Origin of the sequence: Streptomyces sp. NBC_01478 (genome assembly GCF_036227225.1) — a bacterium.
Lineage (GTDB): Bacteria > Actinomycetota > Actinomycetes > Streptomycetales > Streptomycetaceae > Streptomyces.
Genome location: NZ_CP109444.1, coordinates 596,413 through 616,407 on the forward strand (window position 1 = coordinate 596,413; position 19,995 = coordinate 616,407).

The window sequence follows — 19,995 nt, forward strand, 5'->3', positions numbered from 1 at the left end:
TGATCGCGGTTACGATCACTGGTCATGGACTGGCTCGAGCGCACCACGACGCTGAGGCAGTGGACCCGAAACGGAACTCGGGCGCCGCACAAGCCGCTTCTTCTCCTGTACGCCCTCGGCCGATTCCAGGAGGACGCCGACAGCGAGCTGCGGTACAGCGCGGTGGAGGAGGACCTGCAACGCCTGCTGACCGAGTACGGGCCGCCAACAAGACGTCGCCCGCCTACCCTTTCCACCACCTGGTCGGCGACGGCGTATGGGAGGTGCGTACCGACCGTGGTCCCGGCAGCCCAGGCAGCGGCCTTCGGGAACTCCGGGCTTCGGGTGCCACTGGCCGACTCGCGCCCGACCTCGGACATGCTCTACGGCACGAACCCGAACTGCTGCACCGAATAGCGCGATCGCTCCTCGACCTGCACTTCCCTCCCTCGCTCCACAGCGAGCTGTGTGAAGCCGTCGGCCTGGACCTGGAACCGGCCGAAACCCGCCAACTCCCCACCGCCCGAAGGAAGCGCGACCGGCGGATGCGCGAACTGGTGCTGACCGCCTGCGAGTACCGGTGCGCCTTCTGTGGTTACGACGGCCGTATCGGCGCGGTGCCCGTCGGACTGGAAGCCGCGCACGTGCGCTGGTGGGCCTTCGGCGGACCGGACGACGTCGACAACGGACTGTGCCTGTGCTCCCTCCACCACAAGCTCTTCGACAAGGGAGTCCTCGGTGTCGACGACAGCCACCGCATCCTGGTCTCACAACGCTTCGTCGGCCACAGCACCGCCGCACGTGAGCACGTCGTGGCACTCGCCGGACGCCCGGTCATCGGCCCGCAGTCGGCCGCCGGCCCCGTCGCGGCCGGCCACCGCGCCTGGCACACCAGCCAGGTCTTCCACGGCGCCCCACGCCTGGCCCCGCCTACTGCCTGACCGGCTCACCGCCGAACCCCGCTCTTCCGCGTGCTCCTGCAAAGGCGGCCTTCCGGCCAACGTTCACCGGCAAGGCTCGGCCGCTCGCCAACCGCCAGGAGGGCCCTCTATGCCTCCGAGCCGTCAGCGCGCCCATCGCGTGCCCTCAAGACCGGTGAACCACGGTCGACAGCGGTGCGATCCCGCACTCCCGGGCGCCACACCAGAGCGCATACGCCCGGGTCAGAAACTACCCAGCTCGGCAAGCGCCGGCGCTTCCACACCAACGGCGTCGGCAGCCGTTTCGGCCACGCCCTGGAACCCGACCTGGCGGAGATCACATCGGCTGCTCTGTACGACGTCTCCCTGCGCCCATACCCGCGAACGCCCGCCGGACAACGGCTCAGTCCGTCGGCCCGCCGACCGGGATGCCGAGTCGGTCAGCGACGGTCGTCAGGGCCGCTCCCAGCGGCAGCGCGACCCGGGTGCGGGCATGCGGGTCGCCCCGGGTGGGGTCCCGGTTGACGATCAGCACCGGCTTGCCCTCCTGCGACGCCTGACGGACGAACCGCAGCCCGGACATCACCGTCAGCGACGAGCCGAGGACCAGCAGCGCGGTCGACTCGCGGACCAGCCGCCGACAGTGCTCGACGCGCTGCGGCGGAACCGCCTCGCCGAAGAACACCACGTCCGGTTTGAGGACGCCCCCGCAGTCGGCGCACGGCACGACGCGGAAGTCCCCGACCTGCGCGTCGGTGAGGTCCGCGTCACCGTCCGGGTTGATCCCGGCGGCGACCGGGTCGAAGCCGGGGTTCTCGGCCTCCAGGCGCCGGGCGAGTTCGCGGCGCGGGCTGATGGCGCGGCAGGAGAGGCACACGACCCGGTCCAGGCTGCCGTGGAGTTCCACGACGCCCTCGCTGCCGGCGGCCTGGTGCAGGCCGTCGACGTTCTGGGTGATCACGCCCGAGACACGGGCGTCCCGGGCGAAGGCGGCCACCGCCAGATGTCCCGCGTTGGGGCGGGCCCGCCCGAAGGTGCGCCACCCGAGGTGGCTGCGCGCCCAGTACCGGCGCCGCGCGTGCGCGCTCCCGGTGAAGTCCTGGTAGGTCATCGGCGTGTGCCGGCTGAGGCTCCCGCCCTCGCCCCGGTAGTCGGGGATGCCCGACTCCGTGGAGAGGCCCGCCCCGCTGAGCACCAGCACACCGCCGCCGCTCAGCGCGTCGACGACCGGCTCCAGGTCGGTGGTGCCCGGCAGCAGGTCCGCTTCCGCGGGGGTCCAGCTCAGAGTGGGGCGCATGCGCATGCCGCCAGGGTACGGAATCGGCGGCGGCTCCCGGCGGGCATGGACGGTTGCAGGGAACGGTCCTCCATCCGACGTGGGCAAACCGGCGCTCGGCGCACCGGGCGGGCTCGTGGGCGCGCGGGTACCCGCCGCGGTGAGCGCGAGCGCCGTTGCGGGGCGGCCGGCCGCGGACAGCATGTCCTCAGTACTGCGAGTGAGGAGACATGTGATGTCCAGCGAGTTCCAGCGGACCAAGCTCCGGGCCATGTTCGAGGCGTTCGACGCGGACGGCAACGGCTATCTGGAGGAGGCGGACTTCGTGTCCCTGGCGGACCGCTGGAGCCGGCTGCCGCACGTGAGAGAGGGATCGGAACTCGCCGCGCGCGTGGACGGCGTACTGAAGGGCTGGTGGCAGCACCTGTCGGAGACAGTGGACACCGACCGGGACGGCCGGATCGACATGGACGACCTCCTCGCCATGGTGGACCTGCTGCCGACCATCCCCGAGGCCGTCACCGCCACCGCCGACACCATCTTCGACGCGGTCGACGAGAACGCCGACGGGCGCATCTCGCGCGGCGAGCACCAGCGCCTCGTCGACACCTGGCACGGGCGGCCCGTGGAGACCGGCGGTGTCTTCGACCGCCTCGACCAGGACGCCGACGGCTACCTCAGCCGCCCCGAGTTCGCCGCGCTGTGGACCCAGTTCTGGACCAGCGACGACCCTGCCGAACCCGGCAACCTGATGTGCGGCCCGATCGGCGCCGGGTGACGCACCGGCAGCGGCCGTCCAGAGCCGGCCGCGGCAGGCCGCCTGCCAGACGAGCCGCATACGGGGCGTGGCCCCGGCGCGGGCCATCATCCGCGGCGTTCTCTCCTGATTGCCACCGAGCACACCGGGCAGCGGCATCCAGGCATACGCCGACGACCCGGCCAACACCGTGTACCGGCTCGTCGTCGGCGCCCACCGCTCCCGCTCCGGCACCGGCGCCGTCCGCACCCGCCGGCAGCACGCCACCGGAACGGCCCCCACCCCACGGCCCCACACACAGACCGCGCCGCGCGAGCAACCCGACAGACCCCTGCGGACGCCGGTGACCGGACCCGAAGGCCCGGCCGACACCTCACGCGCCGTCCGGCATCGAAGACGAACCGGTGTGGCTCCCCCGCGCGCGACGAGCGGGTGCCAAGTCCCCGTCCGGGAGGAGGACTTGGCACCCGCTGTCCTGTCAGTGAGCCGCGTCGGCGGTCAGACCGCCGTCACGGTCGCTGTCAGGGGAACGACGTGATCTTCGAGGGAACGGTGTCCGTGCCCGACGTGGGTGCGCCGGTGTCGTTGACCACGTGGGCGTACTGGCCCTTGCCGCCCAGGGAGATCACCAGGATGTCGTGCAGTTTGATCCCTGTCCTGACCGGCACCTGGAAGCCGTGGGCCTGCACGATCGACGGGTCCGAGGTGAAGTTGCAGTAACTTCCCAGGCCCCATGCCTCGTGCACGGTGACGGAGTCGGCGACCTTGTAGGCCGCGTAGCCGACGATGCCGTCATGGGTGATGGCGGCGGCGTTCGGCACGTCGTACGCCTTCTCGTTCTGGAAGAAGATCGTGCGTCCGCGTTCGCCGTTCCACAGCACGTCGTACTTGTTGAAGTGCTCGACGAACAGGCCGGTGGTGAGGACGTCGTCGCCGTTGACCACGAGGCCGTAGTCGGCTCTGTTGGTCTCCCATCCGACGCCTTCGCCGTGGTCGGCGCGCCAGAGCCAGGTGTGGTCGATGATGACGTCGTCGCTGTTGACCACGACGGAGTTGGTGGCGAGGCCGGGGCCCGCACCGCCGATGCGCACGAACACGTCCTGCATGGTGGTCGGGTTGGCGGCGTGGTCGGCGGAGCTGCCGGCCGGGCCGATCTGCAGCAGGGTGTTGGAGTTGGAGCTGCCGGCGTCGATCAGGAAGCCGGCGAGCTTGACTCCGTCGACGTCCGCCACGTGCATGGCGTCCACGCCGTTGTCCGGGACGATGGTCGCCAGGCCGAGACCGAGGACGACGGTGTTCGCCCGGGTCACGTCGATGGTCCGGTCGAGGTGGTAGACGCCCGGGGTGAAGAGCAGGTTCAGGCCCTGGGCGAGGGCGGTGTTGATGGTCGCCGCGGTCGCGCCGGGCTTGACCACGTAGAACTGGTCCAGCGGAATCGACGAACCGGCCGTGTTGGGCCAGGAAACGCCCCGGGCGTCGGTGCGCTTGGCGGGCACGAACACCTTGTACGCGTTGCCGTCCAGGTAGAGGAAGGGCTTCTCGCGCGAGACGGGGGTGTTGTCCAGAGTGGTGTACGGGCCGGAGTCGAAGTTGGTGGCCGGTGCGCCCTGTACGCCGGAGAACGTCATGTTCCAGACGCCGTTGGTCCAGCCGCCGACGGAGCTGTCACGGGTGTACCACTGCTGCTGGGAATACGGGCCGACCGTACCGTCGATCTTGGAGTCGGCGATGTAGCCGCCGGAGGCCCAACCGTAGCCGTTCGGGGCGAGGTTGAGGCCGCCCTGCACGTGGATGCGGCGGAAGGGCGCCGCCTGGGCCACCGCCCAGCGATCGGTGCCGTTGGAGGGCGTGATCGACAGGTTCTCCGCCGAACGCCAGAAGTTCTGGGTCGCGTTGCCGTTGAACCAGCCCGCGTCGACGGTGATGTCACCGTTGATGTGGACGTCGTCGGGGTTGAGGCCGAGGCCCGAGATCGAGGTGTAGAAGCCCACCTGGGCGTTGATCCCGTTGTAGGTACCCGGCTTCATCAGGAACTGGTAGCGGCCGGTGCCGAACTGGTTCGACTCCTGCTGCGCGAAGACCTGGTCGAACGTCGCCTGGAGGTTGGGCGTCGACGGGTCGACGACGATCACGTTGGGGCCGAGGTCGCCGCCGCCCTGCACGGGCCCGCTGCCGTCGCCCGAACCGGTGTGGACGGCCATCTCCCAGAGCGAGTACCCGTAGACGGTGCCACGTGTCGTGCCGTTGATCCGCACGTAACGGCCCTCGCCGGAGACGTCGTAGGACGTCGAGCCGGCGGTGCCGTCGGTGACGGACTTGAGCGTCGTCCAGGTCTGGCCGTCGGTCGAGGCCTGGATCTGGAAGGACTTGCCGTACGCCGTCTCCCAGTTGAGGTCGACCCGGCACAGGCTCTGGGACGACCCGAGGTCGACCTGGATCCACTGCGGGTCGGAGGCCGCGCTGGACCAGCGGGTGCCGGTGTTGCCGTCGAAGGCGGCCGACGCCGGGGTGCCGGCGTTCTCGGTGGAAGAGGCCGTCGCCGTCTTGTCCTGGGCGGCGTTGGCCGTATCGCAGCCCGCGGGCGGGGTGGTGCCGCCGTCCGTGCTGCCGAAGACCTGGAACTCCCAGAGGGAGTAGCCGTACTGGGTGGCACGGTGGACGCCGTACATCCGGACGTAGCGGCCCTGGCCGGAGACGTCGAGCGTGTCGGCGCCGCCGTCACCGCCGGTCACGGACTTGACGTCGGTCCAGGTGCTCCCGTCCGAAGACGTCTGGATCTTGTAGTCGCTGCCGTACGCGGTCTCCCAGTTGAGGACGACCTGAGTGATGGTGGCCGAGGAGCCGAGGTCGACCTGGAGCCACTGCGTGTCGGTGGCGCCGGAGGACCAGCGGGTGGCGGTGTTGCCGTCGACGGCGTTGGCGGCGACAGTGCCCCCGTTCTCGTCGGAGGACGACGTGGCCGTCTTGCCCTGGGACAGCGGCAGGTCTGCCGCGGCGGCCGGGCTGTGCAGGGGCAGGGTGACGAGCGCGGCCATTGCGGCCAGCGCGACACCCAAGGATCTGAGTTTCATGCCGTGACTCCATGCGGGTGGGGTGACGAGCGGAGCGGACACACGGAACCGGAACGCGGGGGCAAGCTCTGCCCAGCGCTCGGGCCTGCATGAACTGGCCTTACACCATGCTTAGTTCACGGTTTGATTTAAGTAATGAACCTTTGGGGTGACAAGAGTCGTGACGTGAGTTTCTTCAACTTCCTTTCACAGGCGGCGGGTCGGCACACCGCTACGACCGGCACGACCTGGACAGAGGCACGGCGGACGGACCGGACACGGCGAGGATCCCGTCAAGCCTTGAAGGCGAGGCAGCGCCAGGGCCCTGCGGGGTGCTCATGAATGCCACGTCATGACGTCACGAGGCCGGTCTCCTGGTGCACTGGGCGGCCCGTGGAAGTTCTCCGGCGTGACGTCGGCGAGTTTCGATCGGAGATCGGCTTGGTGGATGCCTGGAGCCGGCTTGCGCTGCTGTCGGAGCAGGGTGCGCAGAAGGGAACCGGCGTCGCTCCCATCGGCAACAGTGCTCTCCGAGCGACCTGGGCCGTGCCTCCCGTGTCTCCCAACTCCGTTGGGGCGTGAGGGACATAGCCGATGCTCGTAGACTCATGACGTGGCATTCATGAGCACCCCGCACTGCTGCTTCCTGTGATCGGAAGACGATGAGGGCGACGCCGGACGGCATCGCCCTCGTTGGTGTGCCTGCTGCGTGAACCTCGTTCCCAACGCTGCCCGTTCCTTCCTGAGGCAGTGACGCTCTGAGCGCGCGTGCAGGCACGGTCCCTCCCTTCACCTTTGCCAGGAGTGCCTCGTGCCCATGTCGCTTCGCCCTGCCCTCGAACTCTCCCTCGACCTGCTGCACTGCCCAACGTGCCGCACGCGCCACCTGCACCCCCACGGCAGCGCATTGCGCTGCTCGGCAGGCCACACCTTCGACATCGCCCGACACGGCTACGCCAGCCTGCTTGCGGGCACCCGCGCCACCAGCGGCGACGACGCGGCCATGGTCCGGGCCCGGGACCGATTCCTGTCCACCGGCACCTACGCGCCCATCCGCAACGCCGCGGCCCGCCTGGCGGCCGACGCCGTGTCCGAGCAGGCCACGGTTGTGGACGTGGGATGCGGCACGGGCTACTACCTGGCCGGCGTACTCGACCATCTGCCCGGCGCTCGTGGTCTGGGCCTGGACACATCGGTGCGCGCGCTGCGGTCGGCGGCCCGCGCCCACGCCCGGGCCGCCGCAGCGGCCTGGGACGTCTTCCGCCCCTTCCCGCTGGCCGACGGGGTGGCCGATGTCGTGCTGGACGTGTTCGCCCCACGCAACCCGGCCGAGTTCCACCGCGTACTACGCCCCACCGGCCGGCTGATCGTGGTCCGTCCCACCGGGCGGCACCTGGCCGAGCTGCGCGGCCGGTTGCCCGCGATGGTCACGATCGACCCGGCCAAGGAACAGCGCCTGCACCGGGTGCTGGACCCCTTCTTCAAGGCCGCCGTCACCGAACTGGTGGAATACCACGCGACCCTGACCAGACCGGATGCCGTGGACCTGGTGGCGATGACACCGAGCGCACACCACGTGAGCCGTGCGGACCTGAACGATGACGGCCTCCTGCCCGACCAGGTCACCGTCTCCGTGCTGGCCACCGCCTACCGGCCTCGGTGACCACGAGCGGGCGCATGCGCGGGCCGCAGAGCGACCTGTGCGTCGCTCCGTCCCGGTCCTCGACATCCACGGACGGGCCGATGCCACCATCCCCTCACCCGCGTCAAGTCGAGCGTCGTACAACAGGTGTGGTCGTCCTGCTCCGGCAGAAGCACGGTGGAGCACTGCCGCATCGAGGGCGGCGGGCACATGCGGCGGGGCCGAATCGCCAGCAGCATCGGAGCGGATGCCTCACAGGCAGATCCCTCCCGAGGGCTGCCTTCGACTTCTGAAGGCGCTTCGTGAGGTCCGCGAGCGGCGTCAGGGGGCGTCCACTCGACGACAGGAGCGGCTTGCTGACGCCGCGTTCACAAAACCCCAGCTCAACACGGTGAGAGTGCGCGCAGCCAGCCGTTGAAGGGCGCTCCACAACTCTACGGAGCTTGGTTCGGACCTTTATCGAGACTCCATACGGCGTCACCAAGGGGCCTTCTTTTCAACCCGCCACGTTGAAGCCGTTGACGCATGGAGGGTCGCGCCGGACACTCCTGCATTGAACGGCGATCCCTGCCTGGCCCAGACCCGACTCAGGCCTACGGCACCCAACATGACGGATCGTCCGGAATCAGGAGGACAACCAAGGACCGCAGATTCAGCATCATCCTGAGAGCGCTCTCAGATCAGCCGGCAGACCGTGTCGGCAACTCGCTGCACCGCATGTGCCGGGCAGCCGACCGAACGGCGGAAACGACCTGCTCCCAGTCCCCACCAGGAGCCAGGCCCCCTGCACCACTCCCCACCCGCCAGCTCGCCAGGGAGAACCCACACGATGACAACCTCCCCACCACCTGCCGGTGCGCCCGCAGGCAGCCAGAGAACCGTCCCCCTCGTTCTGGGCAGCGCTCTGCTGCTGCTCATCGGCACGCTCGTAGGCCTGATCGGAACCGGTGGCAGCGCCTCGGCGGCTGTACCAGGCGCTCCCGCAGGCTGGACCACTGTCTTCTCCGACGACTTCAACGGATCGTCCGGCAGCGCGCTGAACCGGGCCGACTGGCTGTACGACCTGGGCACCGGATACCCAGGAGGTGCCGCCAACTGGGGAACGGGCGAGATCGAGTCGGCCACCGACTCGACGAACAACGTGTACCAGGACGGGCAGGGACACCTGGTCATCCGGGCGCTCCGGGACGGCTCCGGCCACTGGACCTCGGGACGCATCGAGACCCAGCGGACCGACTTCGCCGCCCCGCCCGGCGGTCAGCTCCAGATGAGCGCGTCCATCCTCCAGCCCAACCCGGCCAGTGGACTGGGCTATTGGCCCGCGTTCTGGGCGATGGGCGACGCCGCCCGCCCGGTCGGCGCGACGAACTGGCCCAGCATCGGCGAGTTCGACATCATGGAGGACGTCAACGCGCTGAGCCGGCACTCCACCACCTTCCACTGCGGGGTGTGGGCGGGCGAGTGCCACGACCCCGACGGCATCACCAGTGATCTTCAGCCGTGCGCGGGCTGCCAGACCGGCTACCACACGTACTCCGCGATCATCGACCGCACGAACACCGCCGCGGAGCAGCTCCGCTTCTACCTCGACGGCAATCCGACCTTCACCGTCAACGAGAACCAGGTTTCGGTCGCCACCTGGCAGGCCGCCGTCGACCACGGGTTCATGGCCATCTTCGACCTGGCGATCGCCGGTTCGTACCCCGACAAGGTCTGCGGCTGCAGCTCGGCCGCCCAGGCGGGCAGCATCACATCAGGTGCCGCCATGAGCGTCGACTGGTTCGCGGTCTACCAGCAAGGCGCCAGTGGCAGCACCACCGGTGGTACGACGACCGGTGGCACCACAAGTGGCAGTACGACCGGCGGGAGCACCGGCGGGAGCACGCCGACGCCCGACTACACCGCCGGCGTGACGCGCCTGAGCGACAGTCAGGCGCAGATCACGTTCCGTCCGACCACACCCGCGGCGTACGTCGACGTGCACTACCTCGTCAACAACGCCGGCCAGCAGAACTTCCGGATGACCAACACCGGCGGCACCTGGACGCACAACGTCACGCTCACCGCCGGATCCACCCTGACCTACTGGTTCACCTATGAGAAGAACGGCCCCCAGTACGACAGTCCGCACTACACCTACACCCAGTGAGCCTCCTGGGCCGGTCCCACAGGACCGGCCCAGGTACCACAGCCACGCGACGGCCGCGCAGGAGACCACGCGTCACCCACCGCGCCCGGCGCGGCTTCCGACGCCGGGCCCCTGGCAGTTCCGCGCGCTCGGGCTGCGCAACTGCAGGCCCCTGAAGGAGAGTCGTCAGTAGCGGTCGCAGGTCTCGCGGACGTATCCGTCGTGGCCGGCCGGGGTGACGTCGAGGTCCCGCCGTACGATGCTGATCCGGTCGCCCCAGCCCGCACAGGCTCTCTTCATGCCCTTCTCGGTGTACTCGACGACGATGACGTGGTCGCCGAACGCGTCGACGTAGGACCCGCATTCGTCGTACTGTCCGCACTCCTCCACCACCGCGAAGTCGAGGCCGACCCGCTTGCGGTCCTTGGCGAGTTCGAGGGTGTTCTTCTGGGCGATGGCGAGGTGCCGGGCATGCGCGTGGCGGGCGAGCAGGGTCTGGAACGCCTCGGCGTCGGCCGCGGTCAGCAGTCCGTGCGGGGCGCGGGTGTAGCTGTCGTAGTTGTCCGGCTCGACGGCGTCGAATCCCTTGTCGGCACACGAGTCGATCCAGTCGTCCACCTTCTCCGCGATCCGCGCGCGCTTGGCCGGGGTCCCGATGTCGAGCATCGCCTCGCCCCAGTCCGTGTCCATGACGACCTTCCCGGAGCGGTCCCGCAGCAGCAGGTCGGCGTCCCAGTCCCCCTCCGCGTCCGGCTGGGCCTGGAACGCGTTGACGTAGCAGATGTTGTAGACGCCCGGGGCGGGCGAGGCCGTGTGGTCGCGGGAGACCACGGAGACGCCCTTCGGCGGGGTGTAGGCGCCGCCGAGTTGGTAATCCACACCGGCGTGGACGGGCGGTGTCGACACCTTCGCCGTCGGGGTCCTCGGCGAGGTGTCGGCATCGGTGGCGGAGCCGGAGCAGCCGACGGCGGCGAGGGCCGTCGCGGCGAGGACGACGGAGAGGGGCACGGTGACGCGGCGGGAGCCGGCCCGGGACTTGCGCATGACGGTCTGCCTCTGGATGCGAGAGCACGCCCCGCCTCGGACACGCTCGATCCTGGCGACTGGGGCCGGGCTGACGACTCGAAAGCCTGCGTTACCGGCTGGGAATGCCTTGGTTGTGCGGACCGTGGTGGGGGTGGGTGGTCCGGTGTCGTGACGATACCAAGGCGGCCGCGATCGATTTGTGCCGCCACAGGAGCTGGTTGGCGGGTGTCACGGGGGCCGGAAGGGAGTGCGGTCAGGTGTGGGCGCCGCCGGTGTCGACGACGGTGAGTACGACGTCGTCGCCCGCGTGGGCCAGGGTCACGGTGATCGCGGTGGTGGTGTGCCGCTGCGCGTTGTCCAGAAGCTTGCCGAGGACGCGGGCCAATTGGCCGCGGCTGCCCAGGACTTGGGGCACGTCCTCGTCACCTGGTCGGCGCGCAGCGCGCTCTCCGTGGACGCCGGGACCGAGCCGCCCATGGCCGCGACGCGGTGGTAGGAGTCGGCCGACAGGGTGGAGGCGTGGACGTAGAAGGCAGGTATCACCGGCGCGCCCGAGAGCCAACTCCGCCCGCAGCACAGGCGTTTCATCTCTCCCGGAGTCAACTACCGAGCCGCGATTCGGGCCCGGACGCCCTACCTGCCGACTGCCGCCGCGCAACGCGTAGTTCTGAGGGGAAAAGGACGACGCAAGCGCGCCGGGCCACGTCCCGACGCGCCCCCATGCCCCGCCCACCAGCCTCCCCGCCCAACTCCCCCTCACAACAGCAGAGTTCAGCGATCCCACGGACTCGGGCTCAAGCCCCGTACAGAACAGCCCCGTACGGATCAGTCCCGTACAGATCCATCGTGACCGCTCCGGCCCGAGGCGCCGGCTTCGGGCCGGACGCCGACAAGTTCAGGCTCCAATCCCCCACTCACCCCGGTACGTCCACGCCCCACGTCGACGCGCCAGGCCTCGAAGGCCCAACTGGTGAGAGCAACGACCGCGAGACCCAGGAGCCAACCGCCCACAACATCACTGAACCAATGGACACCGAGCGCGATCCGGGTGAAACCGACGCCGAGGACGGACACGACCGAGACGCACCAGCACAGCGCCCGCAAAGCACGCGGCACCACGGGCAACAGGACCAGCAGCAGAATCGCGAACGACGTCGTCGCGGTCATCGCGTGTCCGGAGGGGAAGGAGAACCCCGGCGCGTGCGCGACCGGGTCCTCCAAAGACGGTCTCGCCCGCTCGACCACCACTTTGACCAGGAGCCCGATGAGCCCGCCGGCCGTGGCCGTCACGGCGGACCAGAGGGCGAGCCGCCAGGCCCGGCGGTACAACAGCCATACGGTCAACAGCGCTACGGCCGTCCGCAGCGTGACCGGGTCCCACACCCGGTCGGACAGAAACCGCAACACGTCCGTCCACGCCGGGTGTTGGAGGGCCGTCTCGTTCAACTGCCGTGCCGCGCCCGCGTCGAGACGACGCAGTGGCTGCCAGTGCCCCTCGACCAGGACGAGCAACAGTCCGAACGGGACGGCGGCCACGGCAGCGACCGTGACCGAACCGAGCAGGTGGACGCCGAATCTCCGGTCGGCCGCCCGACGACGAAGGTCACGAACGCGCTGCGCCGTGGCACGGACCACCATTCAGACTCCCGGGTCGGCTGTGATCGGGCCGGGCCGCAGCCCCCGCGCGGCCTCCAACTGTGCCGCGAAGGACAGCCCCAGGAAGAGGGCGATGGAGGTCAGGTAGGCCCAGAGCAACAGGGACATGAAGGCGCTGAGCGGGCCGTAGACCGCGTCGAAGGACCCGCTGATCTCCAGGTACAGGCTCAGCAGCCAGGTCAGGGCCGTCCACAGCACGAGGTAGACGGCGGCGCCGAAGGCCAGCCAGGTGTAACCGGGCTGGCGGCGCCGGGGGGAACGGCGGAAGATCGCGCTGGCCGAGAAGAGGGCGAGCAGCAGGCCGAAGGGCCACCGCAGGATCTCGCAGGCGGTCCTGGCGTCACCGTCGAGGTGGTACACCGTCGCCGCCGCGGCGGCCAGGTCGCCGCCGGCCACCATCACGACGAAGCCGAGTCCGAGCGGGATCCCGGCGCTCAGCGACATCACCAGCCCGCGCAGATACTTCAGGTGGAAGGGGCGGTCGCGTTCGTTTCCGTAGATCCGGTTGGCACCGCGTTCGATCTGGCACATCGCGGTGGTGACGTTGACCAGGGAGAAGAGCAGGCCGAACCAGAGGGCGATCTGGTCGCCGTCGCCCGCGCTGTGACGGCCGCGGTCCAGCGCGTCGTCGACGACGTCGGCGCTGGGGCCCTGCGCGATGCGGTGGATGGTCAGTTCGGCGAGTCTGCCGATGTTCTCCGTGTGCAGCGCGGTGGACAGTCCGACGAAGGCGATGGCCAGCGGGATCACCGCCAGCACCGTCTGCAGGGCGAGCGCGCGGGAATGGCTGAAGCCGTCGGCGTAGCGGAACCGGACGAACGAGTCACGGAGCAGCGGCCAGCGACCGTAGCGGCGCAGCGACGCCAGGGCCTCGTCGGCCGAGAGGTCGTCGCCGGTCATGTCGCGGGTCTCGGGGACCTTGGTGACGGTGCCCATTCACTTCTCCCGGGCGGGCAGCAGCACGGTCAGCGCGCCGGGGCTGACCTCGGCGGTGAGACTCCGGCCGTGGGACACCGGGTCGCCGTCGAGTTCACGCGACTGCGGTACGGCGAAGGTGAGTTCGGCCCGCCGGAAGGTGCGGAACTCCACCGGTACGCCCTTCGTGCCGGTGCCGTCGGGGGCGAGGGTGTCCAGGGTCGAGGGCCGCTCGCTTCGCCCGCGGCCGCGTATCAGGGTGCCCAGGGCGCTCAGCCAACCGGCGGGGCCGCGCGGGTCGAGGATAAGCAGGTCGAGCAGTCCGTCGTCGGGGCGGGCCGCCGGGAGCAGCGTGAGACCGCCTTGTACGGTGCCGACGTTGGCGAGGAGCACCATGCGGGCCGTACGGTGCAGGACGGGCCCGTCGTCGAGACGGACCGTCAGCCGCATGCGAGGTGTGCGCAGCGTGCCGACGGTGGCGAGTACGTACGCGAGCCAGCCGACGGCGGACTTGGCGCGGGCGTCGGTATGTTCCAGCATCGCGGCGTCGAGCCCGGCCCCGGACATCGCGGCGAAGTGGGTGGGGGCGAGACCGTCTCCCGCGATACGGCCGAGGTCGAGGCGGTGCGGAGCTCCGGACAGCGCGGCGTCGAGCGCGCCGGCGGGGGTGAGCGGCAGGCCGAGATTGCGGGCCAGCAGGTTCCCGGTGCCGCAGGGCACCACGACGAGCGGTACGCCGGTGCCGGCCAGGGCGTCGGCGACCGCCCTGATGGTTCCGTCGCCGCCGCAGACCACGACCAGTTTCGCTCCGCCACGGACCGCGCCGGCGGCCTGACCGGTGCCTGGGTCGTCGGCCGTGGTCTCGGTGAACTCCGGTGCGCGGTGGCCGTGTTGTTCGAGGACGCGGCGCAGTTTCTCCCGATCGGCCTCGCCGGTCACCGTGGGGTTGAAGATCACGGCGGTGCTGCCGGGCTCGCGGTCCTCGACCCCGGCTTTCGCGTCGGTGAGTGCGGTGCGCGGCGAGGGGACGGCGACCACGGCCCCGTCGGTGAACAGGGCACGGCCGACGATCAACAGGGACAAGGCACCGTTGGCCATTCCGCCGATCACATCAGTGGGGTGGTGCATGCCCCGGTAGAGCCGGGAGACACCGACGACCACCGGTAGGAGGAACAGCAGCCCGGCCAGCGGCCACCGCCACGGCCTGCGCACCCGGGACAACACGAGCACCGCGAGCCCGGCGTACAGCGCGGTGGCCGCGCCGGTGTGGCCTGAGGTGTAACTGGACGTCGGCGGGGAGGCGTCGAGGCGGTGCACATGCGGGCGGGTCCGGTCCACCGACTCGGTGACGGCCAGGAACACCAGTGCCTGGAGCGAGACGGCGAAGGTGAGGAAGACCGCCTGACGCCACATCGGCAGCCGGGGTACGAGCAACAGCGCCACGCAACTCACCAAGGTGACGGCGATGACCGTGAGCGTGTTGCCCGCCTCGGAGCCGAGGTACGACAGGGTGGTGAGCGGGCCCGTACGGATCCGCTCGAACCCCTCGTTGACGTGATCCTCGACCGTCAACGGCCACACGTTCCGGGCGGGGCCCGTGATCAGAAGCCCGAAGCCCACCAGCAGAGCGGCCTGACAGACGGTCAGTACACCGATGCGCGCCGCGGCACGCCCGGTACCGCGGGGCAGAACAGGCGAACCGCCCGGCCCTACCACCTCAGGTTCTTCCCCAGCCGCTCCAACTGCTCTTCCCGGCACGGCGGTCGACATCGGCGCTCCCACGGGTCGGCGCCTCGCGGCGGTCCACAACCGGGCAACGTTCACACCCGATCCATCGCCATCTGCCCCCAAAGCCGAGACCCAGACACCCCCTTCACGCAGGAATCCACGAGCCCATACCCCCGACGCGCACAGAAGATGCCGACGGGGCGTGCGCCGACGGACACGGCCGTCCCACGCTGCCGCAGTTCCACCAGGGCGCAACAACCGCATCCAGACGATGAACGCGCCGCCGGCAGCCCGGCGGACAACACGCCCGCCGCACCCCCTTCGCCACCACCTGCGGACGCCAAACCCTTCATGACCGAAACAGCACCGGGCTGAGCGGCCCGGCCTGCGGGAGCTCGCCGTCCGCCCGCGGCGCACGCGATCGAATTGCTGACGTGAGATCGGCCGTCGGCTTGCCGTGCCGCGCGCTCCAGTCGGCCCCCGTGACCCTCCCACCACGCCTGATCCCCTTGCGGCAAGTTGTCCTTGCCTCGCACTTCGACTGTGGTGTCGCCGCGGCGAACCGAGATCGGGGCCCGTGTGTCCGCCGACCTGCAAGCCGAAGAGTGGATGACGCCCGAGCGCTACGCCCCGCTTGGACGACGGCACCCGCCGCATCGTCGCCGACCACGCCGCACCCGGACTGCCGCTGTGGCTCTTCCGCCCCGCCCCCGGCGCCCCGCAGCGCACGCAGGACGACGGACACCTTGCGTCTAGGACCAAGCCACACGCCCCACCACCGAGCGTGACGTCGCGTCAGCAAGCCGAACCAGCGCACCACTCACCTTTGAAGACTCCGGAAAGCGGGCGCGTCTCCGCCGCGACGAGCGAGTGCGGGACGAACGAACCGTCGCGGTCACCCCGCCCCGCACACTCGCCACCGGAGGGGCTCGACGGTCAACTGCCGACGAGCATCTGCCAGGTCTGCGGTCCCACCTGGCCGTCCACGCCCAAGCCGTGCGCGGACTGGAAAGCCCGGGCGGCAGTGTCGGAGCCGGAGCCGAAGCTGCCGTCCACAGCAAGGCCGTAGCCGAACTTGTTCAGTTCCACCTGGGCGGCCCGGACAGCATCACCGCTGGAACCCAACTGAACCTGGACGATCAACGCCGACCAGGTCTGCGGGCCAATCTGACCGTCCACGCCCAAGCCTTGCGCGGACTGGAAGCTCTTGGCCGCAGCGAGAGTGGCCGGCCCGAACTGACCGTCGGCGCTGATCGAGGCACCGTGATAGCGCAGCAGGTACTGCGCGGCGAGCACATTGTTGCCGGTGTCGCCGTAGATGACGTTCGGCCAGGGTGGCGCGACGGTGCCACCGCCCGAGGCGCCGTTCCCGGTACCCACGAGCATCTGCCAGGTCTGCGGTCCCACTTGGCCGTCTACGCCGAGGCCGTGCGCGGACTGGAAAGCCCGGGCGGCGGTTTCGGTGCCGGAGCCGAAGCTGCCGTCGACAGTGAGGCCGTAGCCGAACCGGTTCAGCTCCACCTGGGCGGCCCGCACCGCGTCGCCGCTTGAGCCCACCTGGACCTGGACGATCAGCGCCGACCATGTCTGCGGCCCAATCTGGCCGTCCACCCCGAGGCCGTGCGCGGACTGGAAGCTCTTGGCCGCAGCGAGAGTGGCCGGCCCGAACTGGCCGTCGGCGGTGATCGAGGCACCGTAGTAGCGCAGAAGATACTGCGCCGCCTGCACGCTGGGCCCCGTCATGCCGTCGGTGATGTTCGGCCAGGACGGCAGGATGACACCGCCACCGCCGCCGCCCGTGCCACCCCACTGCCCGAAGTCGGCGGCCATCGCCTGGTCGAGGTCCGCGTCATGCCCGGCGACCGCGATGCCGTTCTGGACCTGCCGCAACTGCGCGCGGCTGTCCCAGCTCCCGCCGGACCACGCGTACGTCTGCCAGCCCCAGGTTATCTTCCCGTTGTCGAAGAGCTCCTCGATCACGTGGTAGCCGCCGTACGCACCGGTCCGAGACCGGCCGATCACCGAGGCGATGCCGTCGAAGTAGGAGTTGAGCGCGGAATACATCGAGGGCTGAAGGTCGAAGTCGACGCTGAAGTAGATCGGCCGCGACGACGGCATCCCGTTGGCCAGCGCTTGCCGCTGCGCCTCAGTGGCATGCCCGGCCCCCTGGGCGTAGGGATCGGCGGGGACGCCGCTCTGCCAGTCCTGCAGCCCGTCGGACTCCCAGTTGGAGACGATGCCCAGACCCGCCGCGGTCAGGGCCTGAGCCTCGGACAGGGTGAGGACCTTCGGGTTCGGCAGCCAACTGAGGTAACGGCACGCGAAGCCGTAGCCCGCCGCGGCGACCGAACCGGCGGTGAGCGACGCGTCGGAATAGTCGATCCCGTAGCCGGTCACCGCGGACGACGCGGACGACGCGGACGCCGACTGGGCTAAGCCGATGCCGGTCGCTGTGGCCACCGCGGCGCCGCCGGCGAGGGTGAGCAGCCTGCGTCGAGACAATCGACGGCTGGAGTCATACAGGTTCATGACACGTTCCAATCCTTGACGTCTGGTGCGGTGAGCAACGCGGGAGCCGCTGGGCGACGCGGCATTCGAGTCCTGCCGGAGCCGACTGTCCAGCGTTTGGGCGGTGCCAGTCGGAAGCAGCGCTGCAGGTGATCTTTGGACCCCGGTCCGGCCCGTGTCCACAGCGCGTCGGAATCTGGTGGAATTGCGGGACGACACCGGCACTGACCTGCCGGGATCCACAGCAGCGTGACGGTTGAGCGGGACAGTTTCGGCGCGCCCGCCGAACAGAGCGGCTGCGCGAGTGCCGGCCCAGGGCTCGGCCGCGGGGGCGCCGGTGCTGTGGAAGCAGCGGAAAGCCGCCCAGAACTCTCCGGGGTCTTCAAGGTGAGCGGTACGCCGGCTCGGCTCGCTGACGCGACGTCACACTCGGTGGCTGGTCGAGCGGCTTGGGCACTGGACCCGAGGTGCCCGTAGTCCTGCGTGAGGACACGCCCATGCTTACCGGAGTTGACGCCGACGGGATGACGCCGAACGGCTCCCTGATCGACGGGATCGTCCGGGAGGGGGTCCTGGTAGAAGCTGTCCGCAGGGCAGCAGGCCGTCAACCTCTCTCACGCCAGGATCCGTGCCCTCGGCGAACAGACCATGGCCACCCTCAAGACCTGGCGCCTCCTGCGCAACTCCGGTGCAGCACCACCCGCATCAGCGCCCTCGTCCAAGCCGTCCTCAGCCCCCACCTCAACACCTCAGACTGGGGCTGGGGCTGGGGCTGGGGCTGGGGCTGGGAAAAGCGCGCTGCACCCGTTCGAAGTTCCGCGGCGCGGTCCGGCCCACCGCGGGCAGGGCAGGTGGCAGTTCGTCAGGGTTGGTCAGACCTGGACCAGTCCGCCGTCGACGAAGTGCTCGGCGCCGGTGATGAAGGAGCTTTCGGGTCCGGCGAGAAAGGCGGCGAGTGCGGCAACCTCTTCGGGGCGGCCCATGCGGCGCAACGGGATGTCCGCGGCCAGCACGCCGTGGAAGTCCTGCGCGCTCTGGCCGAGTCGGTCGGCTATACGGTCGATGGCGGGGGTGGCGATGGGGCCGGGCGTGATGACGTTGACGCGGATGCCACGTGGGGCCAGTTCCGCGGCCCAGGTCCGGCCCAAGCTGCGTACGGCGGCCTTGGAGGCGGCGTATACGCCCATCCGGTCGGCGCCCTGGTGGATGGTGGAGGACGCCAGCAGGATCACCGAGGCGGGCTCGGCGAGGAGAGGCAGTGACTTCTGCACGGTCAGCAGGCTGCCTTTGGTGTTGACGCCGAAGACGAAGTCGAACTGCTCCTCCGTGACGTCCTGGAGGCGGGCGCCGTCGCCCAGGCCGGCGTTGGCCACGACGGCGTCGAGCCGGTGCCCGTCGGCGCGGATGACGTCCATGACGCGGTCGAGGTCGGCGGCGCGGGAGACATCGGCGGGTACGGCGACCGCATCGGGACCGATGGCCTGCGCTGCGGCTTCGAGTTCGTCCTTGCGGCGGCCGGTCAGGTAGACGCGGGCGCCGTCGTCGGCGAAGCGCTGGGCTATGGCCCGGCCGATTCCGCTGGAGGCTCCGGTGACGAGGGCGGTCTTTCCGTTCATGGAGGGCATGGCACTGATCCTTTCGAGAGGGCAACGGCGTTTGCGCTGCTCGCAGCCATGGCCGGGACAGTCGATCGACTTTCTTGACCGCCTCGTCCAGAACGTACTCGGTTCTGGACGAGACAGTCAAGAATTGCTACCGTTCGACCATGGGACGACCCCGAAACTTCGATGAGAGCGAGGTCCTGCGCGCCGCCAGGGACCAGTTCTGGTCGACCGGATACGCGGCCGCGCGGGTGGACGACATCGCCGCCGCCACCGGCCTGGGCAAGGGCAGCCTCTACGGCGCTTTCGGCGACAAGCACCAGTTGTTCCTGCGCACCTACGCCGACTACTGCGCCGGGCTGGTCGAGGCCGTGCGCCGGGCGCTCGACGGCCCGGACGCCGACGCGTACGAACGGCTGCGCGCGCATGTGATGAAGGTGGCCGAGGCCACCGCCGCGGACGTCAGCCGACGGGGCTGCCTGCTCGCCAAGGGCGCCGCCGAGCTGTCGGAACAGGACCCGGCCGTCGCGGCGACGGCCGGCCGGACGTTCGCGGCCATCGAGGAACTGCTCACCTCCTGCGTCGCGGGAGCGCAACGCGCGGGTGCTATCGCGCCGGACGCGGACCCGGCCCGGCTCGCCGGGCTCCTGCTGGCCGTGCTGCGCGGCATCGAAGCGCTGGGCAAGGGCGGCGGTAGCCCCGACTCACTTCGGGCGATCGCCGAAACGGCCCTGGCGGTCCTGCCACGGCCGTAGAACGACCGGGACCCGACAGGAAGGCGCAGGGCGGCCTTGGCCCCACCCGCGCCG

General features: G+C 70.1%; 13 protein-coding genes and 2 pseudogenes. 6 read left to right on the plus strand and 9 right to left on the minus strand.

Annotated elements, in window-relative coordinates; genetic code table 11:
- Positions 1-24: 24 nt before the first annotated feature.
- A pseudogene (locus OG223_RS02620) lies at positions 25-920 on the plus strand (phosphorothioated DNA-binding restriction endonuclease).
- 382 nt (positions 921-1,302) lie between these two features.
- Here the strand turns inward: OG223_RS02620 and OG223_RS02625 are convergent.
- Positions 1,303-2,202, minus strand: a complete 900-nt coding sequence (locus OG223_RS02625; protein WP_329241707.1) for an NAD-dependent protein deacetylase — start codon at positions 2,200-2,202, stop codon at positions 1,303-1,305.
- A gap of 208 nt (positions 2,203-2,410) precedes the next feature.
- Here OG223_RS02625 and OG223_RS02630 point away from each other — a divergent pair, with 208 nt between their 5' ends.
- Positions 2,411-2,953 (plus strand): EF-hand domain-containing protein, encoded by a 543-nt coding sequence (locus tag OG223_RS02630; RefSeq protein WP_329241709.1) that lies wholly within the window; start codon positions 2,411-2,413, stop codon positions 2,951-2,953.
- A 500-nt stretch (positions 2,954-3,453) separates the two neighbouring features.
- Here the strand turns inward: OG223_RS02630 and OG223_RS02635 are convergent, their stop codons facing one another.
- On the minus strand, positions 3,454-6,003 hold the full coding sequence (locus OG223_RS02635) for a discoidin domain-containing protein (RefSeq protein ID WP_329241712.1): 2,550 nt from the start codon (positions 6,001-6,003) through the stop codon (positions 3,454-3,456).
- Between the two features lie 790 nt (positions 6,004-6,793).
- Here OG223_RS02635 and OG223_RS02640 point away from each other — a divergent pair.
- Positions 6,794-7,645 carry a methyltransferase domain-containing protein gene (locus OG223_RS02640; RefSeq protein ID WP_329241714.1) on the plus strand — a complete coding sequence of 284 codons (852 nt, stop codon included), beginning with the start codon at positions 6,794-6,796 and terminating at the stop codon, positions 7,643-7,645.
- A gap of 808 nt (positions 7,646-8,453) precedes the next feature.
- Positions 8,454-9,773, plus strand: coding sequence for a glycoside hydrolase family 16 protein (locus OG223_RS02645; RefSeq protein ID WP_329241716.1), 1,320 nt, complete (start codon positions 8,454-8,456; stop codon positions 9,771-9,773).
- 165 nt (positions 9,774-9,938) lie between these two features.
- Here OG223_RS02645 and OG223_RS02650 read toward each other — a convergent pair whose 3' ends face one another.
- The 6 genes from OG223_RS02650 to OG223_RS02675 form a co-directional block, all read right to left on the minus strand.
- Complete coding sequence (locus tag OG223_RS02650; RefSeq protein WP_329241719.1) at positions 9,939-10,796, minus strand: endo alpha-1,4 polygalactosaminidase; 858 nt, start codon at positions 10,794-10,796, stop codon at positions 9,939-9,941.
- Positions 10,797-11,031: 235 nt separating this feature from the next.
- Positions 11,032-11,193 (minus strand): ATP-binding protein, encoded by a 162-nt coding sequence (locus OG223_RS02655; RefSeq protein WP_329241722.1) that lies wholly within the window; start codon positions 11,191-11,193, stop codon positions 11,032-11,034.
- Positions 11,194-11,603: 410 nt separating this feature from the next.
- Positions 11,604-12,416, minus strand: coding sequence for a phosphatase PAP2 family protein (locus OG223_RS02660; RefSeq protein WP_329241725.1), 813 nt, complete (start codon positions 12,414-12,416; stop codon positions 11,604-11,606).
- Positions 12,417-13,370 carry a YihY/virulence factor BrkB family protein gene (locus OG223_RS02665; protein ID WP_329241728.1) on the minus strand — a complete coding sequence of 318 codons (954 nt, stop codon included), beginning with the start codon at positions 13,368-13,370 and terminating at the stop codon, positions 12,417-12,419. It abuts the gene before it with no gap.
- Positions 13,371-15,119: a diacylglycerol kinase family protein gene (locus OG223_RS02670; RefSeq protein ID WP_329241731.1), complete on the minus strand. Its 1,749-nt coding sequence runs from the start codon at positions 15,117-15,119 to the stop codon at positions 13,371-13,373.
- Positions 15,120-16,013: 894 nt separating this feature from the next.
- On the minus strand, positions 16,014-17,606 hold the full coding sequence (locus tag OG223_RS02675) for a peptidoglycan-binding protein (RefSeq protein WP_329241733.1): 1,593 nt from the start codon (positions 17,604-17,606) through the stop codon (positions 16,014-16,016).
- Between the two features lie 561 nt (positions 17,607-18,167).
- On the opposite strand from OG223_RS02675, the pseudogene OG223_RS02680 reads away from it, so the two are divergent.
- Positions 18,168-18,340 (plus strand): annotated as a pseudogene (locus OG223_RS02680) (IS5/IS1182 family transposase); the annotation flags it as partial.
- Between the two features lie 117 nt (positions 18,341-18,457).
- Here OG223_RS02680 and OG223_RS02685 read toward each other — a convergent pair.
- Positions 18,458-19,210, minus strand: a complete 753-nt coding sequence (locus tag OG223_RS02685) for an SDR family NAD(P)-dependent oxidoreductase (protein ID WP_329241736.1) — start codon at positions 19,208-19,210, stop codon at positions 18,458-18,460.
- Between the two features lie 140 nt (positions 19,211-19,350).
- On the opposite strand from OG223_RS02685, the gene OG223_RS02690 reads away from it, so the two are divergent.
- Positions 19,351-19,941: a TetR/AcrR family transcriptional regulator gene (locus tag OG223_RS02690; RefSeq protein ID WP_329241739.1), complete on the plus strand. Its 591-nt coding sequence runs from the start codon at positions 19,351-19,353 to the stop codon at positions 19,939-19,941.
- The last annotated feature ends 54 nt before the right edge of the window (positions 19,942-19,995 follow it).